Genomic DNA, 22,664 nt, shown 5'->3' on the forward strand with positions numbered 1-22,664 from the left:
TGACCCACGTCTGTTCTGGTCCACATCCCCATGCATGGGAAAACAGGCATGCTTCATAGGCACGGCTGGCTGGGGCATTCCGACACGATACAAGGATAATTTCCCGCAACCCGGATCGCATCTAGAGCGCTATTCCAGGCACTTTCCGATCGTCGAGATCGACACGTCCTTCTACAAGCCGCACCGCCGCGAGACCTATGAGCGCTGGGCACGCGCCGTGCCGGAGCACTTCCGCTTCGCCGCCAAGATGCCGAAGGCGATCACCCATGAGCGCCGTCTCGTGGACTGCAACGNAGCACTTCCGCTTCGCCGCCAAGATGCCGAAGGCGATCACCCATGAGCGCCGTCTCGTGGACTGCAACGATCTTTTGCAAAGCTTTCTCCAAGAGGTCGAAGGTCTCGGTGGAAAGCTGAGCGTGCTTCTGGTGCAGTTGCCGCCGAGCCTGTCGTTCGAGCCAGATGTCGCGAGCGATTTCTTCGACATGCTGGGCGAGCGAACGCAAGCCAGGCTGGTCTGCGAGCCGCGCCATCCCAGCTGGTTCGATGCAGAGGCTGAAGCACTTCTGGCGGCTCGCCGGATCGCGCGCGTTGCCGCCGATCCGGCTCCGGCGCCACCTGCCGCGGTGCCGGGCGGCTGGCCCGGCCTCGCCTATTTCCGTTGGCATGGCGCGCCGCGCGTCTATTATTCCGATTACGATGCCGAAAGTCTCGACCGCTTCAGCCGGCAAGTCGAGGCAGCGGCCGCTTCGGGTGCCGAGGTCTGGGGAATTTTCGACAACACGGCCGGAGGCAATGCGCTGGGCAACGCGCTCAAGATTGACGCGATGATGGCATAGACCTGGAGAGGCAGCTAACGTCGATCGTTCTTGCCGCCTCAAATCACATTCAATTCCCGGAAGGCCCGCCCTTCGGCGACACGCGCGTAGCCAAATGCCGAGCAGTCGATCGTCCGGTAGCCGCCATGCACGATCAGTTCGGCCAGCGCCTTGCCGACCGCCGGCGCCTGTTGCAGCCCATGGCCGGAGAATCCGTTGGCGAACAGGAAATTCGTCACCTCGGGGTGGGGGCCGATGACGGCGTTCTGGTCGAGCGTGTTGTAGTCGTAATGCCCCGCCCAGGCGCGCGTCGGCTTGATCGCTTCGAAGGCCGGGATGCGGGTTGCCAGCACCGGCCAGATCACCTCTTCGAACAGCGGCCAGTCGACGTCGAAATCCCCGGGATCGGCCGGGCCGTCGCCCTCCTCCGGCTCGGCACCGCCGGTGAGGTAGACCGAGCCTTCCGGCCTGACATAGATGCCGGAGGGATCGACCAGCAGCGGCATGTCGGCATATTTCTCGCGCGCCTCGAAGACGAAGACGTTGCGCTTGCGTGGCTCGACCGGCAGCGAAAGCTGGGCAAGGGCAGCGACCTTGCCGGCATTCGGCCCGGCGGCATTGATGACGGTATCGGCCTCGAGCCGATCGCCATTGTCGAGGCTGACGCCGGTGACGCGGTCACCCTGCCGCTCGACGCCGGTGACCGACGCGCTGATAAAGTCGATCTTCTTCTGCCGCAGCGCCTTGCGAAACAGCATCAGCATCGCATGCGCGTCGAACCAGCCCTCGCCGGTCCGGCCATAGGCGCCGGCGGTGATGCCTTCGGCCGACAGCCAGGGGAAGCGGCGCGTCAGCTGTTCGGCGTCCTCAAGCAGGATGTCAGCGCCCTCGGCGACCTGCGCTTCGTGGTTGGCTTTCAGGATCGGCAGCCCGGCCTCGCCGGCAAGGATGAGATAGCCGCCCTCGCGAAAACCGATATCGGCGTCGGTGCCGAATTCTTCCTTCAGCCGCCGAAACAGTTTTAGCGTGAACTGCGACAGGCGGATGTTTTGCGGAATGGAGAATTGCTGGCGGATCGAGGCCATGGACAGCGTCGTCGCCGAATGGGCGAATTGCGGGTCGCGCTCGATCAGCGCGATCGAGCCGGAAAACCCTTCCTCGCGCAGATAGTAGGCGACCGAGGATCCGACGATGGCCCCGCCGATGATGACGATGTCGTAGCGCACTTTTTTCTCCGATCCCCCGTCCGCAATCTACGCGACCGGCAAAGTGATCTCGAAGCGCGTGCCGCGCTCGGAGTCAACCAGCCGGATCGTACCATCATGCGCTTTCAGGAGGGCCAGCACGATGCCCAGACCCATGCCGGTGCCGCCGGTAGAGCGCCGCGTGGTGAAGAACGGCTCAAAGATCCGCCCTTGGTTGCTCGGCGAAATGCCGGCGCCGTCGTCGCTGACCAGAACGGAAACCCTGCCGCTCGCGCTTGCGGCGGTGATGGAAATTAGGGTCGCGCCGTGCCTGGCCGAATTGTCGATGAGATTGGCAAGCACGATGGCAGCGTTCTCGGACGAGATGCGGAAGGCCAGGTCGCCGCCGGCCTCGACCTCAACCGCCAGCCTCGCGTCGACGGGGAGCAGCGCCAGCGCGGCGCCGACCGAGGTGCTTTCGCCGCTGGGCGCGAGGTTTTCGGCCCGCGCCAGGTCGAGAAGCCGCCGGACCAAAAGGTTGAGCCGCCCTGCATCTGTGACGATATTGTCGGAGAAGCGCCGCCGCTCTTCATCGGCCATCCCGCTGCCTGAATCGCGCAGCAATTCGGCCGCACCCTGGATCGCCGTCAGCGGCGATTTGAGTTCATGCGAGACATGGGTGGCGAAGGTCTGGATGGCGTCCGAGCGCGCCTGTAGTCTTTCGGCCATATCGAGAAAGGCGGCGGAAAGCTCCGCCATTTCGCGCGTGCCATGGTGGTCGAGAGGCCGGATCGCGCTGCGCTCACCGGCGGCGATGCGCTGGGTGCGGTCGATGAGCGCGTAGATCGGCCGGCTGACGGTGCGCAGGAAAACGAGGCCGATGAGCAGCGTGCCGCCGAGAATGGCGATCGCTGCCGCCGTCACCTTGCCGCGCTCGCCATAGAGATGTTTTATGATGTTGTTAGGCGTCCGCGAGACAAAGACCACGCCGGCGACCTTGCCGTCGACGGCCACCGGCAGGGCGACGAACACGCGCACCCTGGTGCCGCGGCTGACCGAATAGAGCGGCGGCGGCGGCTGGTTGGGGATGCGCAGCCTGAGCGCGCTGGCATAGCGCCCGGCGAGTGCCTCACGCACCTCCTCGACCTCGGCGAGCGACTGCCCGATCTCGTCGCGCCCGGCAATCACGACGCCCCTGGGATCGAGCAGCCGGAAGCCGGCCAGCGTGGTCTTCTGCGTCGCATCGAGAATCCCAGCCAGCCGCGCGCCGATCGCGGCGAAAGCTGGATCGACCGTGGCAGGAATCCCTACCGGCCTGGTCTGAAGCACGTAATCCGAGGCGAGATCGAGCTGCGGCTCGATCGGCCGATAGGGCGAATCGAGATTGGCGCCTCGGCTCCTGGTGCCATTCGCCAGCGGCATCGCCACGCCAAGCTTTTCCGGTGAAATGCCGGCGTCGCGCACCTCCTGGGCATAGATAGCGGCGATGGCGGCGCCCTGTGCGATCAGTTCCGCTTCGGTCTGACGGATCAGCTGGTTCTCATAGAGGCGGAAGAAGAACAGGCCGACCAGCGGCAGGGACATCACCAGGATCAGGATGGCGACGACGACCGTGGCAAGGCGCGGCCGCCATTTGCGGCCGATCCACTTGCTGCCAATCGACTTGCTTGATGTCGTCAGCCGCATCGGCCGAGCCGGAAGCCGACACCGTGCACGGTTTCGATGACCTCCGGGCAACCCATCGCCGCCAGCTTGGCGCGGATGTTGCGGATATGGCTGTCGACGGTGCGGTCGGCCACATGGATCTTGCCGGCATAGGCATTGGCCATCACCGCGTCGCGATCGAGCACATGGGTGGGCCGCGCCAGAAACCCTTTCAGGATCGAGAACTCGATCGCCGTCAGGGCGAGCGGCTTGCCGTCGAAGGCGGCCGCGTGGCTGGCCGGCGCCAGGGTGAGTTTTCCCTGCGCGAACTGCCTGTCGTCGGCCGGTTCGAGCGCCGCCGGACGGGCGCGGCGCAGGATGACGTTGACGCGGGCGACGAGTTCGCGCGGGCTGAACGGTTTGGTGACGTAGTCGTCCCCACCCATTTCGAGCCCGAGGATGCGGTCTATCTCCTCGTCGCGCGCGGACAGGAACAACACCGGCACGTCTGATGTGTGACGCAGCCGCCGGCAGACCTCCAGCCCGTCCATCTCTGGCATGCCGATGTCGAGCACGACAAGGTCGGGCGTGCGCCGTTCGATTGCCTGCAGAGCGGCGGCGCCATCGGACACGGCGGCCGTTTTCATGCCGGCCTTTTCCAGCGCGAAGCAGATCACTTCGCGGATATGCGGGTCATCGTCGGCGACGAGGATGTGATGCGGCATGGATTAGCGATCCGGCACGGGTTCTGCGACGCTGGGAACAATAGGCCGCCTTTTGTCGAGATAGCGAAGCAGGCGCCAGTCGCGAAAGCTCCAGCTTCGCCAGTTTTCCTGCAGGCTGCGATACCAGCCTTCATCGACACCGCGCAACCTTGCCAGTTCGCCGACGGCACCGGCATTGGCCGTCCCGCGCCGACGGTCGAGGAAGCGATCGAGCGCTGGAAACGCGTCCGGCCCGAGCGAGCGGAGATACCAGGCGTCGAGGGGAATGCCCTGGCCGGTCATTTCAAGAGAGTGGTCGACATTGTAATCGGCGATCGTTGCTGCGAAGTTGATGAAACAGCAGACATAAAGCGCCAGGGATAACGTCAGAAGATTGGCGGAGAGCAGCCATTCACTGGATTTTCCGAGCGCGATACGGGCGATGATCAGCGCAAGGCCGGCCGCCACCAGTCCCATCCAGACGAAAGCCGCGACGCGCCAGTAGGTCAGCGCATAGATGCCGACATAGAGATCGAGCCGCAGGATCGATGAGACGACCAGCATGATGTTCTGCGCCACCCAGGCATAGACCAGCCGGCGGATGAGCGGGTCGGCCGATGTCTCGCTGCCGGGCCTCAACGCCGCAAGGACAAAACCGGCGGCTAGCAGCGCGGTGACGATCAAGGGATAGGCGCCGCGATGCGCGTAGGCGGCGTAGCTCAAACCATCGGGAAGCGCGACCCCGCCCCACAGATAGGTGGCGTCGAGCCCGCTCTGCAGCGAAAACAAAACGTTGAAGACGATCAACGCGCGCAGGATGGCGGCCTTGCCGAAGACGATGTCCTCGACGGCGTGCCTGTCCGCCGCTGGCTGGGCATCGGCAGCAGGGTGATTTGGCCTGGCGATGCGGCGCTGAAAGCGCGGCAGGCGCGGCCGTAGAAAGGCCCAGACGCCGGCAAGCACGAACAGCCAGAAGGCAATCCGCGTCAACTGGACGAGGTCGAGCAGCTTCATCAGATCGATCAGCGACAGCCAGTATTCGATGACCGGATTGGCGGCGCCGAAAAGGGCGACGAAGACCGCGCCCAGCGTCAGCGGCATCACCCAGACCGCGATCGCCGCCAGCCTTATGCGATGCCCGCCGAACCGCCGCGCCACTCTTCGCCACTTGAGAAAATCGCTGAGGAACCGGACCGGCGCCGCCAGTGCGAACAGCACGATCTGGCCTGCAACGCGCGCCGTGCGGTGTCGCAGCCGGCCGCTCAGCGAAAGCGCGAACGCCACCAGCGCGGCAAGGGCGATCGAGACGGACAAGGGACTGACAGTCTCGGCGAGCGGCAACAGCGCGACAAGCAAGGCGGCCGACTTGAGCCATACCTTGCCGTCGCTGAAGGCGGCGGGATGCACGGCAACCACAGCGGCGGCAATCAGGATGGCGAACAGCAGAACCGTGATCCCGGCGGGCTGGCCGTAGAACAGGAAATCGGCGAGCGCGACCAGCAGCACGGCGACGCCCAAGCGGCTGCAATAGCTTGGCGCGGCGCGGAAGAAGGAGGTCACGGCCTGATTTTCCTGATGGCGTCCCATCGCCATGGCGGCGGACTCTTGCGGACAAACCGGGGAATTGCAGCGGGGTTGGCGCGTTGCGGGTCGACCAGCCACCAGCCTTCGCTGCGCAGCCGGTAAGGTAGACGGGGTTTTGCTCGCTTGTGCATGCCGACTGTCTCGCAGGCATGCAGGAAAGCGATGCGGCGGATCGGAGGAGGTTTTCCGCAGGCGCGTGCAGTTTTCGTGCAGGGCTATCGGCTTGCCTCGCCCGACCACACACGGCATAGATCTGGCATGACTGAAACCTACCGCCCGCGCCGCTCCGTGCTCTATGTCCCGGCCTCCAACGACAAGGCGCTGGCCAAGATCGCGCAGCTTGCCTGCGACGCGGTCATCATCGACCTCGAGGACGCCGTCGCCCCCGCCGACAAGATCGCCGCGCGCGAAAAACTGACCGGCATTTTCGCCAACCGCCCTGATGCCAATGGCCGGCGCTGCGAGATGGTGGTGCGCGTCAATGCGCTGTCCAGCGAATGGGGCACTGACGATCTTGCGGCCGTGGCCAAGGCGGAGCCGGACGGCATCCTGCTGCCAAAGGTCGACACGCCGCGTGACGTGCTCGAAGTTGGCGATGTGCTGGACGATAATTTTGCCCCGGACAGCGTGAAACTATGGGCGATGATCGAGACACCCAAGGCCATGCTCAACATCGGCGCCATTGCCGAACTCGGCCGCGACCCCGCCTCGCGCCTGGATTGTTTCATCGCCGGAACAAATGACCTGATCAAGGATACCGGCGTGCTGGCGACGCCGGATCGCGCCTATCTTCTGCCATGGCTGATGCAGATGCTGCTGGCGGCACGCGCCGGCGGGATCGACATGCTCGATGGCGTGTTCAACGATTTTCGCGACCCGGACGCGTTCGCGCGTGAGTGCACGCAGGCCGCCGCCATGGGCTTTGACGGCAAGACGCTGATCCATCCATCGCAGATTGAGGCCGCCAACCGTGCCTTCGCCCCGTCGGCGCAGGCGCTGGCCGAGGCGCGCGCGGTGAAGGATGCCTTCGCGCTTGCTCAAAACAGCGGCAAGGGCGTCATCGCGCTGAATGGCAGGATGGTCGAGCGGTTGCACTTGGCGCAGGCCGAAAAACTTCTGGCGAAAGCGGCCGCCATCGGCGCATGATATTCGCCGATTTGGGATACACGACAGGAATTGGACGATGAAACTCTACCGCTTTCTCACCGCCCCGGACGACGCCAGCTTCTGCCATAAGGTGACGGCGGCGCTGAACAAGGGCTGGCACCTGTTCGGCTCGCCGACCTACGCCTACGACAAGAAGACCAAGACCATGCGCTGCGGCCAGGCCGTGGTGAAGGATGTCGATGGCCAGGAATACGGACCGGATACGAAGCTCAGCGACTGGTAGGGGAAAACGCCGAGAGCTACTCCGCCGCCTCTTCGATCTTCTCCATATCATCGTCCGACAGGCCGAAATGGTGGCCGATCTCGTGGATCAGCACGTGGGTGACGATGTCGCCCAGCGTTTCCTCGTTTTCGGCCCAGTAGTCGAGCATGGCGCGGCGGTAGAGCGTGATGCGGTTCGGGCCTTCGCCTGTTTGTGGGTTCCAGCGTTCGGCGATGCCGCGCCCCTCGAACAGGCCGAGCAGGTCGAACGGCGTTTCCAGCGACAGGTCGTCCATGATCTCGTCGGTCGGGAACTCAGCGATCTGGATGACGATCTCGCCGGTCAGCTTGCGAAAATCCTCCGGCAGGTGGGCATAGGCCTCCAGGGCCAGGAACTCCAATTCCTCCATCGAGGGCGCAAGTTCACCATGCCAGGTGCGGGTCTTGTAGATGCGGGCCATGCTTTGTCCTTTGATCCCGGATATAGGCGTTCGCGCTGGTCGAGGCAAATGACGCCTGTACGCCGGTGTCGCGCAGGAAGAGGAATAAATTCCTTGATGACTCTGCTTGACTCTTCCGATCCCCTCTGGAATCTATAGGAACATAACAGGAACAATTGTGAGTGAAAGCTGACCGTCATGGCGATGACCGCCGTGGCGCGGGAGACTGTTTTTGCCCTGCGCCGCCAGATCGCGAAGATCGAGGGAACACTGCCCGAGCGCCTGCAGGCACCGGCTGGCGCGCCCCTTGATGCTGACGCCGGCAGCGATCTGACGATCGTCCGGCGCGGCCTTGCCGCGGCCTTGCCGGATGCTTTCCTGCCCATTGGCATCGAGCGGCTCGATGCCGCGCTCAGCGGCGGCCTGCCGAAAGCCGCCCTGACCGAAATCCATGGCCTGGAAACCCGCGATGCAGGAGCCGTCGCCGGTTTCGCCCTGTCGATCGTCAGCCTGATCCTCAACCAGGCGCAGGGGCTGCCCATCCTGTGGATCGGGACATCGGAAATTTTCCACGAGGCCGGCTTTCCCTATGCCAGGGGGCTGCATGCCTCGTTCGGCATCGAGCCCGGGCAATTGCTGTTTTCCGAGGCGCCCCGGCTTGTCGATGCGCTGTGGATCGCCGAGGAGGCGGCCCGGATGACCGCGCTTGCCGCCGTCATCCTAGAGATCCGCGGCAATCCGCAGCGGCTGGACCTGACCGCGACACGCCGCCTGCATGCGCGGGCGCAAGGTGCCGGCCGGCCGGTGTTCCTGCTGCGGCAAGCGGCCGAGCCCGAACCGACGGCGGCGCCTGTTCGTCTGATTGTCGCGTCGGCGCCGGCCGTGCCGCGCGAAACAGTCGCCGGGCCGCTCGCCGGCTCGATCGGCCACCCGGCCTTCACCATCAGCATCGGCAAGAGCCGCACGGCCCTGCCTGGACAATTCACACTGGAGTGGAACCCCGATGAACGCAAATTCGATGAAAGAAGGGGCGAGGAAAGGCGCAGGGCGAGCAACGAATGGGCAGAGAATCCTGTCCCTATGGTTTCCCTATCTCGCGACAGAAAGGATCCTGCGGCAGCGTCTGGGGAAATCCTGGCGTTCCCGGCCGTCGGATCATCCGCAGCTATCTCACCCACCGCTCGTGATCAGCCATCGCCAGGGCAACGCGCAGCGCATCTCGGCCCTCGACGCGCGGGCTGAGGCGCTGCACCTGAAGCGCGACATGGGGATTGCCGATGCGCGCGCCATGCATCCGTCGATCGACATCGTCGAAGCCGATCCGGAGGCCGACCGGCGCCTGCTCGAGGGCCTCGCCGACTGGTGCGACCGCTACACGCCGCTGGTGGCGCTGGACGGCATCGACGGCCTGTTCCTCGACGTCACCGGCTGCACCCATCTGTTCGGCGGCGAACGCGCCATGCTGGACGAAATCCTGTCGCGCTTCTTCCAGCAGGGTTTCGACGTCCGCGGCGGGCTTGCCGGCACGCCCGGAGCGGCCTGGGCGGCGGCCCGGTTTTGCGGCGACCGCATCGTTCCATCAGGCGAGGAGGAAGCCTTGCTTGCCCCCTTGCCGCTGGCCGCCGTTCGCATAGCGCCGGAAACCCGTACTAGCCTGGAAAGTGTGGGGCTGCGCACGGCGGGCGCCGTCATGGCGGCGCCGCGCGCGCCGCTCGCCCGCCGGTTCGGCGCCCTGCTGCTCCAGCGCCTCGACCAGGCGCTTGGCCGTCTCGACGAGGCGATCTCACCGCGTCTTCCCGTCGCGCCGCTTTCGGTCGAACGTCATCTCGCCGAGCCCGTCACGCTGACGGAGGAAATAGAACGGCTGGTGGGCATGCTGGCGACGACCTTGAAGACCGACCTCGAACGCCGCGGCGAAGGCGCAAGGAGCCTGGCACTGCTGCTTTTTCGCGTCGACGGCGCCGTCAGCCGCATCGCGCTCGGCACCTCGCGGCCGATGCGCGAACCCTTGCTGGTCCGGAAATTGTTCCATGAAAGGCTGGCGGCACTCGAGCAGCATATCGATGCCGGATATGGCTTCGACCTGGTGCGCCTCTCGGTGCTGGCCGTCGCCGCTTTCGACATGCAGCAGGCCGATCTGACCGGCGAAGCGGCCGATGACGGCGCCGACATCGCCTTGTTCGCCGACCGTATCCGCGCCCGCCTCGGTGAGGGCGCGGTTCTGCAGCAGGTTCCCGTGGAAAGCCATCTGCCGGAACGCGCCGTCGCCATCATTCCCTTCACCGAAGCCCCGCGCCGGACCACGCCACCCAAGAAGCCGGACAGGATGCAGGCGCCGATGACCATCTTCCCGCCGGAACGACCGATCCGGCTGTTCCGTTCGCCCGAGCCCATCGAGGTGCCGACCACCGAAATGCCGGAGGGACCGCCGCTGCATTTCCGCTGGCGCCGCGCGCTTTATCGTGTGACGCGCGCCGAAGGTCCGGAGCGCATCGCCGCCGAATGGTGGCGCGAGGCGCCGGGCGATGCGGCGGCATCGACACGCGACTATTTCCGCATCGAGGATGCCGGTGGCCGCCGCTACTGGCTGTACCGGCAAGGCCTTTACGGCGGCGTCTCGCAGATCCCGCCGCGCTGGTTCATGCATGGGGTCTTCGCATGAACGCGCTGACCGTCATCCCCTATGCCGAGTTCGGCATCCAGTCGAATTTCTCCTTCCTGCGGGGCGCCTCCAAGCCCGAGGAGCTGGTGGTCGCGGCCAAGCTCATGGGCTTCTCCGCGATCGGGCTCGCCGACCGCAATAGCGTCGCCGGCGTGGTGCGCGCCTGGCAGCAGGCCAAGGTCGAAAAGCTTGCCTACCATCCCGGCTGCCGGCTGGTTTTTGGCGACGGCACGCCGGACATTCTCGCCTATCCCAGGGACCGCGCGGGCTGGGGCCATCTGTGCCGCATGCTCACCCAGGCCAATCTGCGTGACGAGACCGAAAAGGGCGCCACCCTGCTCCGGCGCGACGACCTGCTCGAATGGGGGGACCGGATGTCGCTGGCGGTCCTGCCCGATCTGGCGGCCGGCGCGCAAGACAGTCTGGCTTTGCTCCGTGAACTCAAGGATCGCTTCGGCAGGGCCCCGCGGCTCGGCGTCTCACCCTGTTATGCCGGCCATGATCGCTTCCGGATCGAGCAGGCGGCGGCGTTCGCCGAGAGCAGCGGCATCCCGCTGATGGCGACCAACGATGTGCTCTACCACACGGCCGAACGGCGCCCGCTGCAGGATGTGCTGACCGCGATCCGCCTCAATGTTCCGGTCGCCGAGGTGGGGCTGGAGCTGTCCGCCAATGCCGAACGCCATCTGAAGCCGCCGCAGGAAATGGCGCGCCTGTTCCGCCGGTATCCGCAAGCGCTGGCGGAGACGCTGCGTTTCGGCGAAGAGCTGACCTTCTCGCTCGGCGATCTTCAGTACAATTATCCCGACGAGCCGACGGAATCGGGTCTCGGGCCGCAGGCGGAGCTGGAGCGGCTGGCTCGGGAAGGTGCAGCCCGGCGCTTTCCCGGCGGTATCCCCGCCAGCGTGATAAAACGAATCCAGGAAGAGCTCGTCCTGATCGAGCGGCTGAATTACGCCCGTTATTTCCTGACCGTCCATGACATCATCAAATTCGCCCGAGGCGAAGGCATTCTCTGCCAGGGCCGCGGCTCCGCGGCCAATTCGATCATCTGCTTCTGCATTGGCATTACCGAGGTCGGGCCGGACAAGATCGACACGCTGTTCGAGCGTTTCATTTCCGAGGAACGCAACGAGCCGCCGGATATCGACGTCGACTTCGAGCATGAACGGCGCGAAGAGGTGATGCAGTACATCTATACAAAATACAGCTCCAAGCGCACGGCACTCGCCGCCGCCGTCATCAGCTATCGCGGCCGCTCGGCGCTGCGCGAAGTGTCGAAAGCGATGGGCCTTTCGGAGGATGTCAGGGCGTCTCTCTCCGGCTCGATCTGGGGCTGGTCGACCTCGGAACTCGGCGAGAAGGAAGCCAGGGCCGGCGGCCTCGACAGCAGGGATCCGGTATCACGGCATGTGATGGAACGCGCCAACGAGATCATGGGCTTTCCCCGCCACCTCTCCCAGCATGTCGGCGGCTTCGTCATCACCAAGGACCGGCTCGACGAGATCGTCCCCATCGTCAAGACGGCGATGGACGAGCGCAAGATGGTCGAATGGGACAAGGACGATCTCGATTCGGTGAAAATCCTCAAGGTGGATATTCTGGCGCTCGGCATGCTGACCTGCCTCCAGCGCGCTTTCACCTTGCTCGAGACCCATTACGGCGTGAGAGACGATTATGGCAGGCCATTGACCCTGGATACGATCGCCAAGGAGGATTCCCGTGTCTACGACATGATCTGCCGTGCCGATACGCTCGGCGTCTTCCAGATCGAATCGCGTGCTCAGATGTCGATGCTACCGCGTCTCAAGCCGCGCGAATTCTACGACCTCGTCATCGAGGTGGCGATCGTACGACCGGGCCCGATCCAGGGCGACATGGTGCACCCCTATCTGCGCCGGCGGCAGGGCAAGGAAAAGCCCGAATATCCCAAGGCGGAGCTGAAAGAGATTCTCGGCAAGACGCTGGGCGTGCCGCTGTTTCAGGAGCAGGCGATGAAGATCGCCATCGTCGCCGGCGGCTTCAAGCCGGGCAAGGCCGATGAACTGCGCCGTGCCATGGCCACCTTCAAGCGCACCGGCACGATCGGCAATTATCGCCAGCAGATGATCGACGGCATGACAGGTCGAGGCTACGAAAAGGACTTCGCCGAGCGCTGTTTCAAGCAGATCGAGGGCTTTGGCGAGTATGGCTTTCCCGAAAGCCACGCCGCTTCCTTCGCGCTGCTCGTCTACGCCTCCTGCTGGTTCAAGACCTTCTATCCGGACGTGTTCTGCGCCGCGATCCTGAATTCGCAGCCGATGGGCTTCTATCAGCCGGCGCAGCTGGTGCGCGACGCCCGCGACCATGGCGTCGACATCCGCGAGGTCGACGTCAATTTCTCCGTCTGGGACTGCACTTTGGAAAAGGCGCTTTTCGACCCGGCCCGCATCCTGCCGCGCCATGCGGAAATGCGCGGTGTCATCGAGACGAGGCATGCGGTGCGGCTCGGCTTCCGGCAGATCAAGGGACTTTCCAGGGAACGCATGGAGATTTTCGTCGAGCGGCGCGGCGCCGGCTACTCGACGGTCCGGGATGTCTGGCTGCGCTCCGGCCTCAATGTCGACGAGATCGAGAAATTGGCGCAGGCCGACGCCTTCCGCTCCATCGGCCTCGACCGCCGCGCGGCACTTTGGGAGGTCCGCGCGCTCGACGGCAGGAGTGCCGCCGAGAAGCTGCCGCTGTTCGACCAGCCGGCGCTCAGCCTGCGCGAGTTGGAGCCTGAAACGAGGCTGCCGAAAATGCCTCTCGGCGAGCATGTCATCCATGACTACCGCTCGCTCGGCCTGTCGCTGAAGGCGCATCCGGTCGCCTTCCTGCGCGAGCGGCTCGACCACGCCGGCATCACTCCCAATGCGAGCCTGCCTTCCGTGCGCGACGGCAGGCGGGTCTGCGTTGCCGGACTGGTGCTGGTGCGCCAGCGCCCCGGCAAGGGCAACGCGATCTTTCTCACGCTCGAAGACGACAAGGCCGTCGCCAATGTCATCTTCTGGGAAAGGACCTTCATCCGTTTCCGGCCCATCGTCATGGGTGCCCGGTTTGTGAAGGTCACCGGGAAACTGCAGTCGGAATCAGGTGTCGTCCATATCGTCGCCGAAAAGATCGAGGACCTGACGCCCTGGCTGACCGTGCTGCTGGAAAAGGTCGGTGCGACCGCACTGCCGGCCGCCGATCCTTCAGACCGCTCCGGCCAACCCGAAATACGGCCCGCGATGCTGAAAGACGGACAGGATCTCGCAATGCTGTCCGAAGAGGCGGAGAGGGTCATGCCCAAAGGGCGTAATTTTCAGTAGGCCCGACCCACCTTCGTCATCCACGGGCAAAGCAGGAGCGAAGCTCCGTGGCGGCTACCCGAGACGACAAACGCTATGGGTTGCTCAGCCGTAGATCTGCTTGTGGATCTGGTAGAGCATTTCCGAGCGGTCGGCGCGCATATCGGCCAGATCGCGGCTGGAGAAGCTGTCGATTTCGGCGACGAGACGATTGTAGTGCTTGCGCTTGGCGATGCTGCTGCGAGCGCGGGTCATGAGGTCGTTGAAGATCATAGCAAGGTTCCTTCTGTGCCGCATTCGGCGCGGCCGTTTATTCCTCCCTTGATCGGTACGGATCATGACATAGGAATGGTGCGTTGCAAAAAGAAGATGTTGCAATGCACCATTGCAGCCAGCGCATAGCCGGTTAATGGCTCCCTAAGGTCTGGCAAGACGCGGCCTGGCCGGCCGGCGAGCCGCCTTCCGTTTTGTCTTACAAATTAGCGTTACCCTGTCTTGCCAGATCGATTGCGGGCTGGCTTGATCCGGTGTCACCGATGACTGGGAGGAAATGCATGGCGGCCGCAGACTATTATGAGGTTCTCGATCCACGTTTCGGGCGCCTGTTCAACGGCAACGCGCAGGTGGAGAAGCTGTTCACCGGCTGCCGGTGGGCGGAAGGGCCGGCCTGGTTCGCCGCCGGCCGCTATGTCGTCTGGTCGGACATTCCGAACAACCGCATGCTGCGTTACGACGAGACGGACGGCAGCGTCAGTGTCTTCCGGCAGCCGTCCGGCAATTCCAACGGCAACACCGTCGACCGGCAAGGCCGGCTGGTCACCTGCGAGCATTCGGGCCGCCGCGTCAGCCGCACGGAGCATGACGGCTCGATCACCACCATCGCCGCCAAATGGAAGGGCAAGCCGCTGAACTCGCCCAACGACGCGGTGGTGAAGTCCGACGGCTCGATCTGGTTCACCGATCCGACCTACGGCATCGACACCGACTATGAGGGTGATAAAGCCGAGAGTGAAATCGGTGCCTGCCATGTCTACCGGGTCGATCCCGACACGGGCGATATCGAGGCTGTCATCACCGACATGGTCAGGCCGAACGGCCTTGCCTTCTCGCTCGACGAAAGCCTGCTCTATGTCGTCGACACCGGCCGCACGCATGGCGCCGAGAACCCGGCACATATGCGGGTGTTCAACGTCGGCAAGCACGGCAAGAAGGTTTCCGGAGGCAAGGTGTTCGCCGACTGCACGGCCGGACTGTTCGACGGCTTCCGGCTCGACGCCGATGGACGTATCTGGACGAGTGCCGCCGATGGCATCCATTGCTACGATCCCGACGGCACGCTGATCGGCAAGGTCAAGGTACCGGAGGTGACCGCCAATTGCGTTTTCGGCGGCGCCAAGCTGAACTGTCTCTACATCGCCGGCACCACCTCGCTTTATTCGGTGCGGCTGATGGTGAACGGGGCCAAGACCTATTGAGCCTGCTGGAAACGCTTCTCTGGCGGCCCTTATTGGCCGTTTTGCGGCTAGCCGCTGCGCCCGCTTCGCCGCGGCTTCCGGAGCCACCATCCTGCGGTTCACCGGAGCGGAGTTCGAAGCCGGCTCTCGGCGGTATCAGACACAATTCAAGAGGAGGGCGTCATGCCATTCGTCAACATCCGCATCGTCAAGGAAGTGATCGCCGCCGATCCGGCAGGCAAGAAGGCTGACATCGCCAGGAAAGTCACGGCGGCCATCATGGACGCCACCGGGCTGGGCAATGACGACGTTTGGGTCGTCTTCGAGGAGGTCAACGCCCGCGACTGGTACGTCGGCAAGACCGACGTCGAGACGTTGAGAGCCAAGAAGTAATCCAAGGCGCGATGAGCGCTGCAAATCCTGGGCTCTGCTCAGGAAGGTGAAGGTGCGGCCGTGCCTCCGCCGACCCTACTTTCACCCGTCCGGCGCTTCGCCCAGCTCTCCAGCCAGTCGCGGCTTTGCATCTCGATCAGCCGCGATGCGGTTCGCTCGAATTCGAACACCTCGACGCCGCGCTTGGCCACATAAAGCGCGTGCGGTAGCGCGTCGGCGCTCACCACCAGCCGCGTATGATGGTCGTAGAGCGTGTCGATCAACAGGATGAAGCGTTTGGCCTCGTTGCGCTTGCCTTCGCCCAGCACCGGCACACGGTCGATGAAAACAGTTGAAAACCGCCCGGCGATCGCCAGGTAATCGCGCGCGCCGAGCGGCTTTTCGCAGAGGTCGGCGAAGGTGAAACGCGCCGCGTCACCAGCGGCGGCCGGCACCACCACCTTGCGTCCCTTCAGCGTCAGCGAGGTCTCGGCCGTCGGCGCCCCGCGCGTCATCGCCTGCCAGGCCTCGTTGAGCGCCTGGTCGGCCGCCGCATCGGCCGGCGTGACATAGACCGGCGTACGGGCGAGCTTTTCCAGCCGGTAATCCTTGTCCCCGTCCAGCGACAGCACCTGCGCGTGGCGTTCCAATATGGCGATGAACGGTAGGAAAAGCTGGCGGTTCAACCCGTCACGGTAAAGATCTTGCGGCGCCACGTTCGAGGTGGCGACCAGTACGACCCCATTGGCAAACAGTGCCGAGAACAGCCTGGACAGGATCATGGCGTCGGCTATGTCGGTGACCGAGAACTCGTCGAAACACAGCACCCAGGCCTGCTCGGCGAGCGCCTTGGCCACCGGCGGGATCGGATCGTCTTCCCTGACCGTGCCTTCCTTGCGTGCCTGCCGGTGTTTCTGGATACGGTCCTGCACGTCGGCCATGAAGTCGTTGAAATGCACACGGCGCTTGCGCCTGACCGGCAGGAGCTCGAAGAACATGTCCATCAGCATGGTCTTGCCGCGGCCGACGCCGCCGTGGATGTAGAGGCCCTTGACCGCTTCGTGCGTCTCGCGCTTGCGGGCAAACAGCCAGCCCAGTGCACTGGACTTGTGCGCCAGCCGCTTGGCCGAGATCTCGACGGTCAGCCGGTCGAGCGCGGCGGCGATCTCTTCCTGCGCGGCATCGCGCTCGATCGCGCCTGATACCACCAGATGGTCGTAGCGCTGCCGGACGGTCGGATGGGTCTGGAGGCCGTCACGCAGATGCATCGATCACGTCATTATTCAGAGCAGGATACCCAGGGAAGGGGGTGCCGAGATTGAGGTCACGCCGCCGGCATCACCTGGATATCGGCATGTCCTACCTCGTAAGCGAGATCGGTTGCCCGTTGGAAGTCTGGCCGTCGAATTTCGAGCCGCCCGACGAATAAAGCCGCGCCAGCGAACCGCCATTCTCGTCATAAAGCGTCAGCTGCTTGCCGGCGACGTTCCACGACTTGATGCCGTCGATCGGCGCCGGGCAATGCAGCGGCCCGGCGCGGAAACCGGCGCCGAACTTGGTCTGCGGCGTCGCCACCTTGCAGCTCTGGCCGGAGACGCTGACATTCCAGACACCGGCGACGGCCGCCGCGCTGAGATCGGCGGCACCCGCTGGCGCCGCGCCGTCCGGCGGCAGCGAAGCAACCTGCGTGTTGGCAGGCGCGGTCGGGAACTGCGACGGGTCGGTGGTGCCGGGCGAGGCCGGCGGCGGCAGCTGGTTGGAACTCACCTGGCCAGCGGGGGCTGGCTGCAGCGGCGCCGGTTGCTGGTCGTCCATCGACGAGAAGCGTGAGGTTGAGCAGCCGCTCGCAACGATTGCCGCCAGGGATACGGCCACCAGGCCGCCTTTCGAAAAATTCATTACAACCTCCGTCGGATCCGGCTGGGGGGAAGCCGTCCGCGCAATCTCACCTCCACCAAGATGGAGAAGGTGGCGAAATTTCAACCCGATATGGTTAAAATAGGGTTTGCGGTATGAATCGTTGCAAATTTGTCGCACTCACCCGGCGAGCGGCGCACTCGGCACGAACACATATCCGTCCGGTCCGACGATATAGCACTCGCGCAGACCATGCGGCTTGTCGATCGCGCCGGCCAGCACGATGTGGCCATGCTCCAGCGCCGCCGCCTCGATCGCGTCGGGCTCCGCGCCATGGAGACGCAGTTCGATGCCGGCACCGCGCGTCTCCGCACCCGCGATGGAGCCCGTCATGGGATTGTCGAGATAAGAATGGTCCGCATGCAGCATGAACACAGATCCCAGAAGCTCGATCGCGGCGAAATCCTCGTCGGCATAGACGATGCGGGCGCCAAGCACGTCACCGCAGAAGGCTACCATCGCCGCCATGTCCGATACCAGCAGATTGACGCCGATGCCGCGCGGCAGCGAGCGACCGAAATCCTCGGCCTTCATCCAGGGTGTCTTCGTCCGCTTCATCGCCATGGCGTCTTCCTCCTGATGCCGCGATCCTAGCCGAGACCGCCTTGCCNAAAACGCGCAGCCCTTTCCCCCTGGGAATTGCGTGAAAACAAAGAATTCACCGAAACCCCCCGGAGCGCAGACCTTGGCCGCCAGAAAGAAAGCCGCCAACCGCTACTACAGTGGCCCGCCCAGCGACCATTTCGACGGCAGCCTGTTCTTCAATCCCGGCGGCCGGATGCCCGGGCCCTTCAAGGATCTGCTGAAATGGCAGTTCAGCGGCCAACGCTCGAAATGGCCTGCTGCCAGCCCGAGCCCCTTTGCGCAGGCAAAGCCGGCCGCGACTGTCGAAGGCGCCGATCTGAGCGTGACCATGGTCGGCCATTCGACCTTGCTGATCCAGACCGCCGGGCTGAACATCCTTACCGATCCGGTCTGGTCGGAGCGCACGTCGCCGTTCTCCTTTGCCGGACCCAGGCGCGTCAATCCGCCGGGTATCGCCCTTGGCGATCTGCCGGCGATCGACCTCGTGCTGGTCAGCCACAACCACTATGACCATCTCGACCTTGCCACGCTGAGGCAGTTGCAGGAGAAGCACGATCCGCTGGTGGTGACGCCGCTCGGCAATGATGCCATCATCGCCCCCGCGGTGCCCGGCACGCGGCTTTCCGTGCATGACTGGGGCGACAGGGTCGATGTCTCCAACGGCACCGCGATCCACGTCGAACCAGCGCATCACTGGTCGGCGCGCGGGGCTCGCGACCGGCGCATGGCGCTGTGGGCAGGCTTCGTCATCGAGACGCCGGGTGGAAAAATCTATTTCGCCGGCGATACCGGCTTCCACGGCGGCATCAACTACCGGCTGATGGCGGACAGGCATGGCGGCTTCCGCTTCGCCATACTGCCGATCGGCGCCTACGAGCCGCGCTGGTTCATGGCGCCGCAGCACCAGAACCCCGAGGAAGCGGTCCAGGGCATGGCGTTGTGCAACGCGGCCTTCGCCGCCGGCTGCCATTGGGGCACGTTCCAGCTCACCGACGAGCCGTTCGACGAGCCTGCCCGGAAGCTGGCCGAGGCGCTGGACGGCCGAGGCATCCCACAGGAGCGCTTTCGCGCCTTGCGGCCCGGCGAGATCTGGGAAGTGCCCCGGATATGATCGCCTCGATGGCTGGAATGACCGTTTACGCTGCCATGGTTTTCGCTGATGGTCATCCCCGGACAGGATAGGGGAATCAGATGAAGTCAATCATGGCAGGTCTTTTGGCGCTGGCGGTCTCGGTGCCGGCGGCTTTCGCGGGCGAGATCAGCGATCGGGCGGCCGAGGCCGAGAAGCTGCTCCAGTCGGGTGATGGCGCCGGTGCGCTGGAGAAATTCAGCAGCGCCCAGGAAGCGCTCTGGCAAGCGATGCCGCTTGGCGTCCTGAACGTCAAGCAGGTCGACACCGCCTCTGGCTTCGGTATCTACAGCGAGCGCGCAAACCACATATACAAGCCCGGGGAGAAAATCGTGCTGTACATGGAGCCGGTCGGCTACGGCTACGGCAAGGACGGCCTCGGCAACAGCATGATCGCGCTTTCTGTCGACATCACCGTCGTGTCGGCAGCCGGCGAAAAGCTCGGCACAATGGAGAAGGTCGGCCGTGTTCAGATCGCCTCTCGCTCGCACAATCGCGAACTGTTCTTCAAACTCGACCTCTCCCTCGACGGCCTGCCGGCCGGCAAATACCGGTGCGACTTCGTCATGCATGACGAGAATTCGAGCAAGACGGCTCCCTTCAACACGGATATCGAGATCGCCGGCTGAGGCGATGCCGGGAAAACCACGATGTCCAATGGAGACGGCTCCGGCGCGGGGTCATACGTTCGATTGGCGCCGACTGAAACCACACCTGCAAGCGCTATCTCCCGGCCCCGGGAACCCAAAGCACGACAGCCGCGTTTTTCAATCGGTTTCAATGTGTCCGGCTTGCGAGGCGTTCCCATGCTCAAATGGATCATCATTCTCCTGATCATCGCCGCCGCGGCGAGCCTGCTCGGCATGCCGGCGCTGGCGGGCGCGGCCGCCACNGGCTGCGCACTGGTAATTCCTGCCCGTTTCCGCCATATAGCGCCGAACGGACATGGAAATTTCGGAGCAATGGCAGGCACGGCCCCTTTCGCCAAGATGAACGGCATCGGCAACGAGATCATCGTTGCCGACATGCGTGGCCGTGCGGATCGGGTGACGGCCGCGGCTGCCGTCGCGCTCAATGCCGATGCCTCGACGCGGTTCGACCAGATCATGGCGATCCACGACGCCAGGACGCCGGGCACCGCCTATTTCGTCGACATCCTGAATTCCGACGGCTCGGGTGCGCAGGCCTGCGGCAACGGCATGCGCTGTGTCGTCCAGGCGCTGGCCGCCGAGACCGGCGAGAAGACCTTCACCTTCGAAACCGTGGCCGGGATCTTGAATGCCCGCGAACACGCGGACGGCTCGATTTCGGTCGACATGGGCACGCCGCGCTTCGGCTGGCGCGACATTCCGCTGGCCGAGGAGTTCCGCGACACCCGCATGATCGAATTGCAGGTCGGCCCGATCGACGCTCCGGTGCTGCATTCGCCTTCGGCCGTCTCGATGGGCAACCCACACGCGATCTTCTGGGTCGACGCCGATGTCTGGACCTATGAACTCGACCGTTTCGGCCCGCTGCTCGAAAACCATCCGATCTTTCCCGAGCGCGCCAACATAACCATCGCGCAGGTGACCTCGCCCGACAGCATGATCATCCGCACCTGGGAGCGTGGCGCCGGCCTGACCAAGGCCTGCGGCTCCGCCTCCTGCGCGGCTGTCGTTGCCGCCGCGCGCACCAGGCGCACGGGCCGCAGCGTCAACCTTTTGACCCCCGGCGGCGGCACGCTGCATGTCGAGTGGCGCGAGGACGACCACGTCATCCTGACCGGCGCGGCCGAGTGGGAATTCTCCGGCAGCTTCGATCCGTCGACCGGACAATGGGCCCGCGACACCGAAAGCGCGGCGTGATGTCAGCTCTGGCCAAGGACGTCGACGTGGCGAAGCAGCCCGGCCGCATCGACGTGGTGACTTTCGGCTGCCGTCTCAACACCTACGAGTCCGAAGTGATGCGGCGCGAGGCCGAAAATGCGGGCCTCGGCGCACTGGGCGGCGGCGCCGTCATCTTCAACACCTGCGCCGTCACCGGCGAAGCGGTGCGCCAGGCCAGGCAGGCGATCCGCAAGGCGCGCCGCGACAACCCGGCCGCGCGCATCATCGTCACCGGCTGTGCCGCGCAGACCGAGCCCGAAAAATTCGCCGCCATGGACGAGGTCGATCTCGTGCTTGGCAATGAGGAGAAGCTGAAGGCCAATTCCTATCGCGCGCTGCCGGATTTCGGCGTCAACGACACCGAGAAGGCGCGCGTCAACGACATCTTCTCGGTGCGTGAGACCGCCGGCCACATGGTCGACGCCATCGAGGGCCGGGCCCGTGCGTTCGTGCAGGTGCAGAATGGCTGCGACCACCGCTGCACCTTCTGCATCATCCCCTATGGCCGCGGCAATTCTCGTTCGGTGCCGATGGGCGCCGTGGTCGAGCAGGTCAAGCGACTGGCGGGCAATGGCTACGCCGAGATCGTGCTGACCGGCGTCGACATGACGTCTTTCGGCGCCGACCTCCCAGGCGCGCCGAAGCTCGGCAAGCTGGTGAAGACCATCCTGCGTCAGGTGCCCGACGTACAGCGGCTCAGGCTGTCCTCCATCGATTCGATCGAGGCCGACGACGACTTGCTCGATGCGCTGGCCACAGAACCCAGGCTGATGCCGCATCTGCATCTGTCGCTGCAGTCGGGCGACGACATGATCCTAAAGCGCATGAAGCGCCGGCATCTGCGCGATCAGTCGATCCGCTTTTGCGAGGATGTGCGCAAACTGCGGCCCGGCATTGTTTTCGGCGCCGACATTATCGCGGGTTTCCCGACCGAGACCGACGCCATGTTCGAGAACTCGGAAAAAATCGTCGAGGAGTGCGGCCTGACCCATCTCCACGTCTTCCCGTTTTCGCCGCGCGAAGGCACCCCCGCCGCGCGCATGCCGCAGCTGCGTCGAGAGCTGGTCAAGCAGCGCGCCGCCCGGCTGCGCGCCGCCGGCGAAGCGGCCTACCAGCGCCACCTATCCTCGCTCGCTGGCAGCCGTCAGTCGGTCCTGATCGAGCGCGACGGCCTTGGCCGCACCGAAGGGTTCACGCTTGCCGCACTCGGCACCGGCGCGCCCGGAGAGATTGTCGAGGCTGATATAACCGGCCACGACGGGATCAGGCTGTTAGCCGCCCCCCTTCCCGCCCGCGCCGCCTGAGAACACAAAAGCATGGCTGGTTTTTTCAAGAAGATATTTTCGTTCGGCAAGAAGGAGGTCGTCGAGGAGCGCATCGACGAGACCGCTCCGCTGCCCCCGATCAAATGGGACCAGCTCGACGCGCTGAAACCGGCGGCCGAGCAGGCCGTGCCGGAGTTTTTGAAGCGCGAGCAGCCTGCGGCGGAAGCCGCGCCGGCGACCGTGCCCCACCCTCCCCGTGAGGAGGTAAGGCCAGCGCCCGCCGAGGAGCCGACGCCAGAGCCTGCCCCGACCATTCCGCCTACGCCGGAGCCGACCGTTCCAGCTGAGCCGGAACCTTTGCC

The 22,664-nt window shown here is 64.7% G+C and carries 22 protein-coding genes and 1 pseudogene; 14 read left to right on the forward strand and 9 right to left on the reverse strand.

The window, feature by feature from the left end; all coding sequences use genetic code 11:
• Nucleotides 1-34 precede the first annotated feature (34 nt).
• Together X742_RS1000000176770 and X742_RS01000000170605 are read left to right on the forward strand one after the other, a co-directional pair.
• A complete protein-coding gene (locus tag X742_RS1000000176770) occupies nt 35-340 on the forward strand; it encodes a DUF72 domain-containing protein (protein WP_023774495.1) in 306 nt (101 codons plus the stop codon).
• The gene (locus X742_RS01000000170605; protein WP_348524188.1) at nt 267-836 is read left to right on the forward strand and encodes a DUF72 domain-containing protein; all 570 of its coding nucleotides are present in this window, start codon (nt 267-269) and stop codon (nt 834-836) included. Before X742_RS1000000176770 ends, X742_RS01000000170605 begins: the two co-directional genes overlap by 74 nt.
• A gap of 38 nt (nt 837-874) precedes the next feature.
• On the opposite strand, the gene X742_RS144655 is transcribed toward X742_RS01000000170605, so the two are convergent.
• From X742_RS144655 to X742_RS144640, 4 genes are read right to left on the reverse strand one after another with little or no spacing between them, the layout of a single operon-like run.
• A complete protein-coding gene (locus X742_RS144655) occupies nt 875-2,041 on the reverse strand; it encodes an FAD-binding oxidoreductase (RefSeq protein ID WP_023774497.1) in 1,167 nt (388 codons plus the stop codon).
• Nucleotides 2,042-2,068: 27 nt separating this feature from the next.
• Nucleotides 2,069-3,685, reverse strand: coding sequence for an ATP-binding protein (locus X742_RS144650; RefSeq protein WP_023774498.1), 1,617 nt, complete (start codon nt 3,683-3,685; stop codon nt 2,069-2,071).
• Nucleotides 3,676-4,368, reverse strand: coding sequence for a response regulator transcription factor (locus X742_RS144645; protein ID WP_023774499.1), 693 nt, complete (start codon nt 4,366-4,368; stop codon nt 3,676-3,678). The genes X742_RS144650 and X742_RS144645 overlap by 10 nt, the downstream gene beginning before the upstream one ends.
• 3 nt (nt 4,369-4,371) lie before the next feature.
• The gene (locus X742_RS144640; RefSeq protein ID WP_023782128.1) at nt 4,372-5,907 is read right to left on the reverse strand and encodes a DUF4173 domain-containing protein; all 1,536 of its coding nucleotides are present in this window, start codon (nt 5,905-5,907) and stop codon (nt 4,372-4,374) included.
• Between the two features lie 282 nt (nt 5,908-6,189).
• Here X742_RS144640 and X742_RS144635 point away from each other — a divergent pair, with 282 nt between their 5' ends.
• Together X742_RS144635 and X742_RS144630 are read left to right on the forward strand one after the other, a co-directional pair.
• Complete coding sequence (locus X742_RS144635; RefSeq protein ID WP_023774501.1) at nt 6,190-7,077, forward strand: CoA ester lyase; 888 nt, start codon at nt 6,190-6,192, stop codon at nt 7,075-7,077.
• A gap of 37 nt (nt 7,078-7,114) precedes the next feature.
• Complete coding sequence (locus X742_RS144630) at nt 7,115-7,321, forward strand: DUF1737 domain-containing protein (protein WP_015314987.1); 207 nt, start codon at nt 7,115-7,117, stop codon at nt 7,319-7,321.
• A 16-nt stretch (nt 7,322-7,337) separates the two neighbouring features.
• Here the strand turns inward: X742_RS144630 and X742_RS144625 are convergent, their stop codons facing one another.
• Entirely contained in the window at nt 7,338-7,760 is a 423-nt protein-coding gene (locus X742_RS144625) for a metallopeptidase family protein (RefSeq protein WP_023774502.1), read from the reverse strand.
• 177 nt (nt 7,761-7,937) lie between these two features.
• On the opposite strand from X742_RS144625, the gene X742_RS1000000175980 reads away from it, so the two are divergent.
• The 3 genes from X742_RS1000000175980 to X742_RS144610 are packed head-to-tail and all read left to right on the forward strand — an operon-like array spanning nt 7,938 to nt 13,733.
• Entirely contained in the window at nt 7,938-8,981 is a 1,044-nt protein-coding gene (locus X742_RS1000000175980; RefSeq protein ID WP_023774503.1) for a RecA protein, read from the forward strand.
• Nucleotides 8,923-10,401: a DUF6504 family protein gene (locus tag X742_RS144615; protein WP_023774504.1), complete on the forward strand. Its 1,479-nt coding sequence runs from the start codon at nt 8,923-8,925 to the stop codon at nt 10,399-10,401. The genes X742_RS1000000175980 and X742_RS144615 overlap by 59 nt, the downstream gene beginning before the upstream one ends.
• Entirely contained in the window at nt 10,398-13,733 is a 3,336-nt protein-coding gene (locus tag X742_RS144610) for an error-prone DNA polymerase (protein ID WP_023774505.1), read from the forward strand. Before X742_RS144615 ends, X742_RS144610 begins: the two co-directional genes overlap by 4 nt.
• A gap of 84 nt (nt 13,734-13,817) precedes the next feature.
• Here the strand turns inward: X742_RS144610 and X742_RS1000000173015 are convergent, their stop codons facing one another.
• Nucleotides 13,818-13,985, reverse strand: a complete 168-nt coding sequence (locus X742_RS1000000173015; RefSeq protein WP_023774506.1) for a hypothetical protein — start codon at nt 13,983-13,985, stop codon at nt 13,818-13,820.
• A 281-nt stretch (nt 13,986-14,266) separates the two neighbouring features.
• On the opposite strand from X742_RS1000000173015, the gene X742_RS144605 reads away from it, so the two are divergent.
• Nucleotides 14,267-15,187: an SMP-30/gluconolactonase/LRE family protein gene (locus tag X742_RS144605; RefSeq protein ID WP_023774507.1), complete on the forward strand. Its 921-nt coding sequence runs from the start codon at nt 14,267-14,269 to the stop codon at nt 15,185-15,187.
• 162 nt (nt 15,188-15,349) lie between these two features.
• Nucleotides 15,350-15,559 (forward strand): 4-oxalocrotonate tautomerase family protein, encoded by a 210-nt coding sequence (locus tag X742_RS144600; RefSeq protein ID WP_023774508.1) that lies wholly within the window; start codon nt 15,350-15,352, stop codon nt 15,557-15,559.
• 38 nt (nt 15,560-15,597) lie between these two features.
• Here X742_RS144600 and zapE read toward each other — a convergent pair whose 3' ends face one another.
• The 3 genes from zapE to X742_RS144585 form a co-directional block, all read right to left on the reverse strand.
• Nucleotides 15,598-16,806 carry a cell division protein ZapE gene (gene zapE / locus X742_RS144595; RefSeq protein WP_023774509.1) on the reverse strand — a complete coding sequence of 403 codons (1,209 nt, stop codon included), beginning with the start codon at nt 16,804-16,806 and terminating at the stop codon, nt 15,598-15,600.
• A 91-nt stretch (nt 16,807-16,897) separates the two neighbouring features.
• The gene (locus X742_RS144590) at nt 16,898-17,437 is read right to left on the reverse strand and encodes a protease inhibitor Inh/omp19 family protein (protein ID WP_023774510.1); all 540 of its coding nucleotides are present in this window, start codon (nt 17,435-17,437) and stop codon (nt 16,898-16,900) included.
• A 138-nt stretch (nt 17,438-17,575) separates the two neighbouring features.
• Entirely contained in the window at nt 17,576-18,019 is a 444-nt protein-coding gene (locus X742_RS144585; protein ID WP_023774511.1) for a hypothetical protein, read from the reverse strand.
• 121 nt (nt 18,020-18,140) lie between these two features.
• On the opposite strand from X742_RS144585, the gene X742_RS144580 reads away from it, so the two are divergent.
• The 5 genes and pseudogenes from X742_RS144580 to X742_RS0138195 form a co-directional block, all read left to right on the forward strand.
• Nucleotides 18,141-19,151 carry an MBL fold metallo-hydrolase gene (locus X742_RS144580; RefSeq protein ID WP_023774512.1) on the forward strand — a complete coding sequence of 337 codons (1,011 nt, stop codon included), beginning with the start codon at nt 18,141-18,143 and terminating at the stop codon, nt 19,149-19,151.
• An 80-nt stretch (nt 19,152-19,231) separates the two neighbouring features.
• Nucleotides 19,232-19,798 (forward strand): hypothetical protein, encoded by a 567-nt coding sequence (locus X742_RS144575; protein ID WP_023774513.1) that lies wholly within the window; start codon nt 19,232-19,234, stop codon nt 19,796-19,798.
• Between the two features lie 333 nt (nt 19,799-20,131).
• Entirely contained in the window at nt 20,132-21,016 is an 885-nt protein-coding gene (dapF, locus tag X742_RS144570; RefSeq protein ID WP_023782135.1) for a diaminopimelate epimerase, read from the forward strand.
• Nucleotides 21,016-22,341: a tRNA (N(6)-L-threonylcarbamoyladenosine(37)-C(2))-methylthiotransferase MtaB gene (mtaB, locus tag X742_RS144565; RefSeq protein WP_031248383.1), complete on the forward strand. Its 1,326-nt coding sequence runs from the start codon at nt 21,016-21,018 to the stop codon at nt 22,339-22,341. Before dapF ends, mtaB begins: the two co-directional genes overlap by 1 nt.
• Nucleotides 22,342-22,353: 12 nt before the next feature.
• Nucleotides 22,354-22,664, forward strand: a pseudogene (locus X742_RS0138195) (signal recognition particle-docking protein FtsY); the annotation flags it as partial.

Source organism: Mesorhizobium sp. LNHC229A00 (assembly GCF_000502415.1).
Classification (GTDB): Bacteria; Pseudomonadota; Alphaproteobacteria; order Rhizobiales; family Rhizobiaceae; genus Mesorhizobium.

Excerpts from the sequence above, each read along its gene's own strand:
- X742_RS144575 (WP_023774513.1), top strand. The coding sequence starts at position 19,232 with ATGAAGTCAATCATGGCAGGTCTTTTGGCGCTGGCGGTCTCGGTGCCG.
- X742_RS144625 (WP_023774502.1), bottom strand. The coding sequence starts at position 7,760 with ATGGCCCGCATCTACAAGACCCGCACCTGGCATGGTGAACTTGCGCCC.
- zapE (WP_023774509.1), bottom strand. The coding sequence starts at position 16,806 with ATGCATCTGCGTGACGGCCTCCAGACCCATCCGACCGTCCGGCAGCGC.
- X742_RS1000000175980 (WP_023774503.1), top strand. The coding sequence starts at position 7,938 with ATGGCGATGACCGCCGTGGCGCGGGAGACTGTTTTTGCCCTGCGCCGC.
- X742_RS144650 (WP_023774498.1), bottom strand. The coding sequence starts at position 3,685 with ATGCGGCTGACGACATCAAGCAAGTCGATTGGCAGCAAGTGGATCGGC.
- X742_RS144590 (WP_023774510.1), bottom strand. The coding sequence starts at position 17,437 with ATGAATTTTTCGAAAGGCGGCCTGGTGGCCGTATCCCTGGCGGCAATC.
- mtaB (WP_031248383.1), top strand. The coding sequence starts at position 21,016 with ATGTCAGCTCTGGCCAAGGACGTCGACGTGGCGAAGCAGCCCGGCCGC.
- X742_RS1000000173015 (WP_023774506.1), bottom strand. The coding sequence starts at position 13,985 with ATGATCTTCAACGACCTCATGACCCGCGCTCGCAGCAGCATCGCCAAG.
- X742_RS144635 (WP_023774501.1), top strand. The coding sequence starts at position 6,190 with ATGACTGAAACCTACCGCCCGCGCCGCTCCGTGCTCTATGTCCCGGCC.
- X742_RS144585 (WP_023774511.1), bottom strand. The coding sequence starts at position 18,019 with ATGGCGATGAAGCGGACGAAGACACCCTGGATGAAGGCCGAGGATTTC.
- dapF (WP_023782135.1), top strand. The coding sequence starts at position 20,132 with ATGGCAGGCACGGCCCCTTTCGCCAAGATGAACGGCATCGGCAACGAG.
- X742_RS144610 (WP_023774505.1), top strand. The coding sequence starts at position 10,398 with ATGAACGCGCTGACCGTCATCCCCTATGCCGAGTTCGGCATCCAGTCG.
- X742_RS144645 (WP_023774499.1), bottom strand. The coding sequence starts at position 4,368 with ATGCCGCATCACATCCTCGTCGCCGACGATGACCCGCATATCCGCGAA.
- X742_RS144605 (WP_023774507.1), top strand. The coding sequence starts at position 14,267 with ATGGCGGCCGCAGACTATTATGAGGTTCTCGATCCACGTTTCGGGCGC.
- X742_RS144600 (WP_023774508.1), top strand. The coding sequence starts at position 15,350 with ATGCCATTCGTCAACATCCGCATCGTCAAGGAAGTGATCGCCGCCGAT.
- X742_RS144630 (WP_015314987.1), top strand. The coding sequence starts at position 7,115 with ATGAAACTCTACCGCTTTCTCACCGCCCCGGACGACGCCAGCTTCTGC.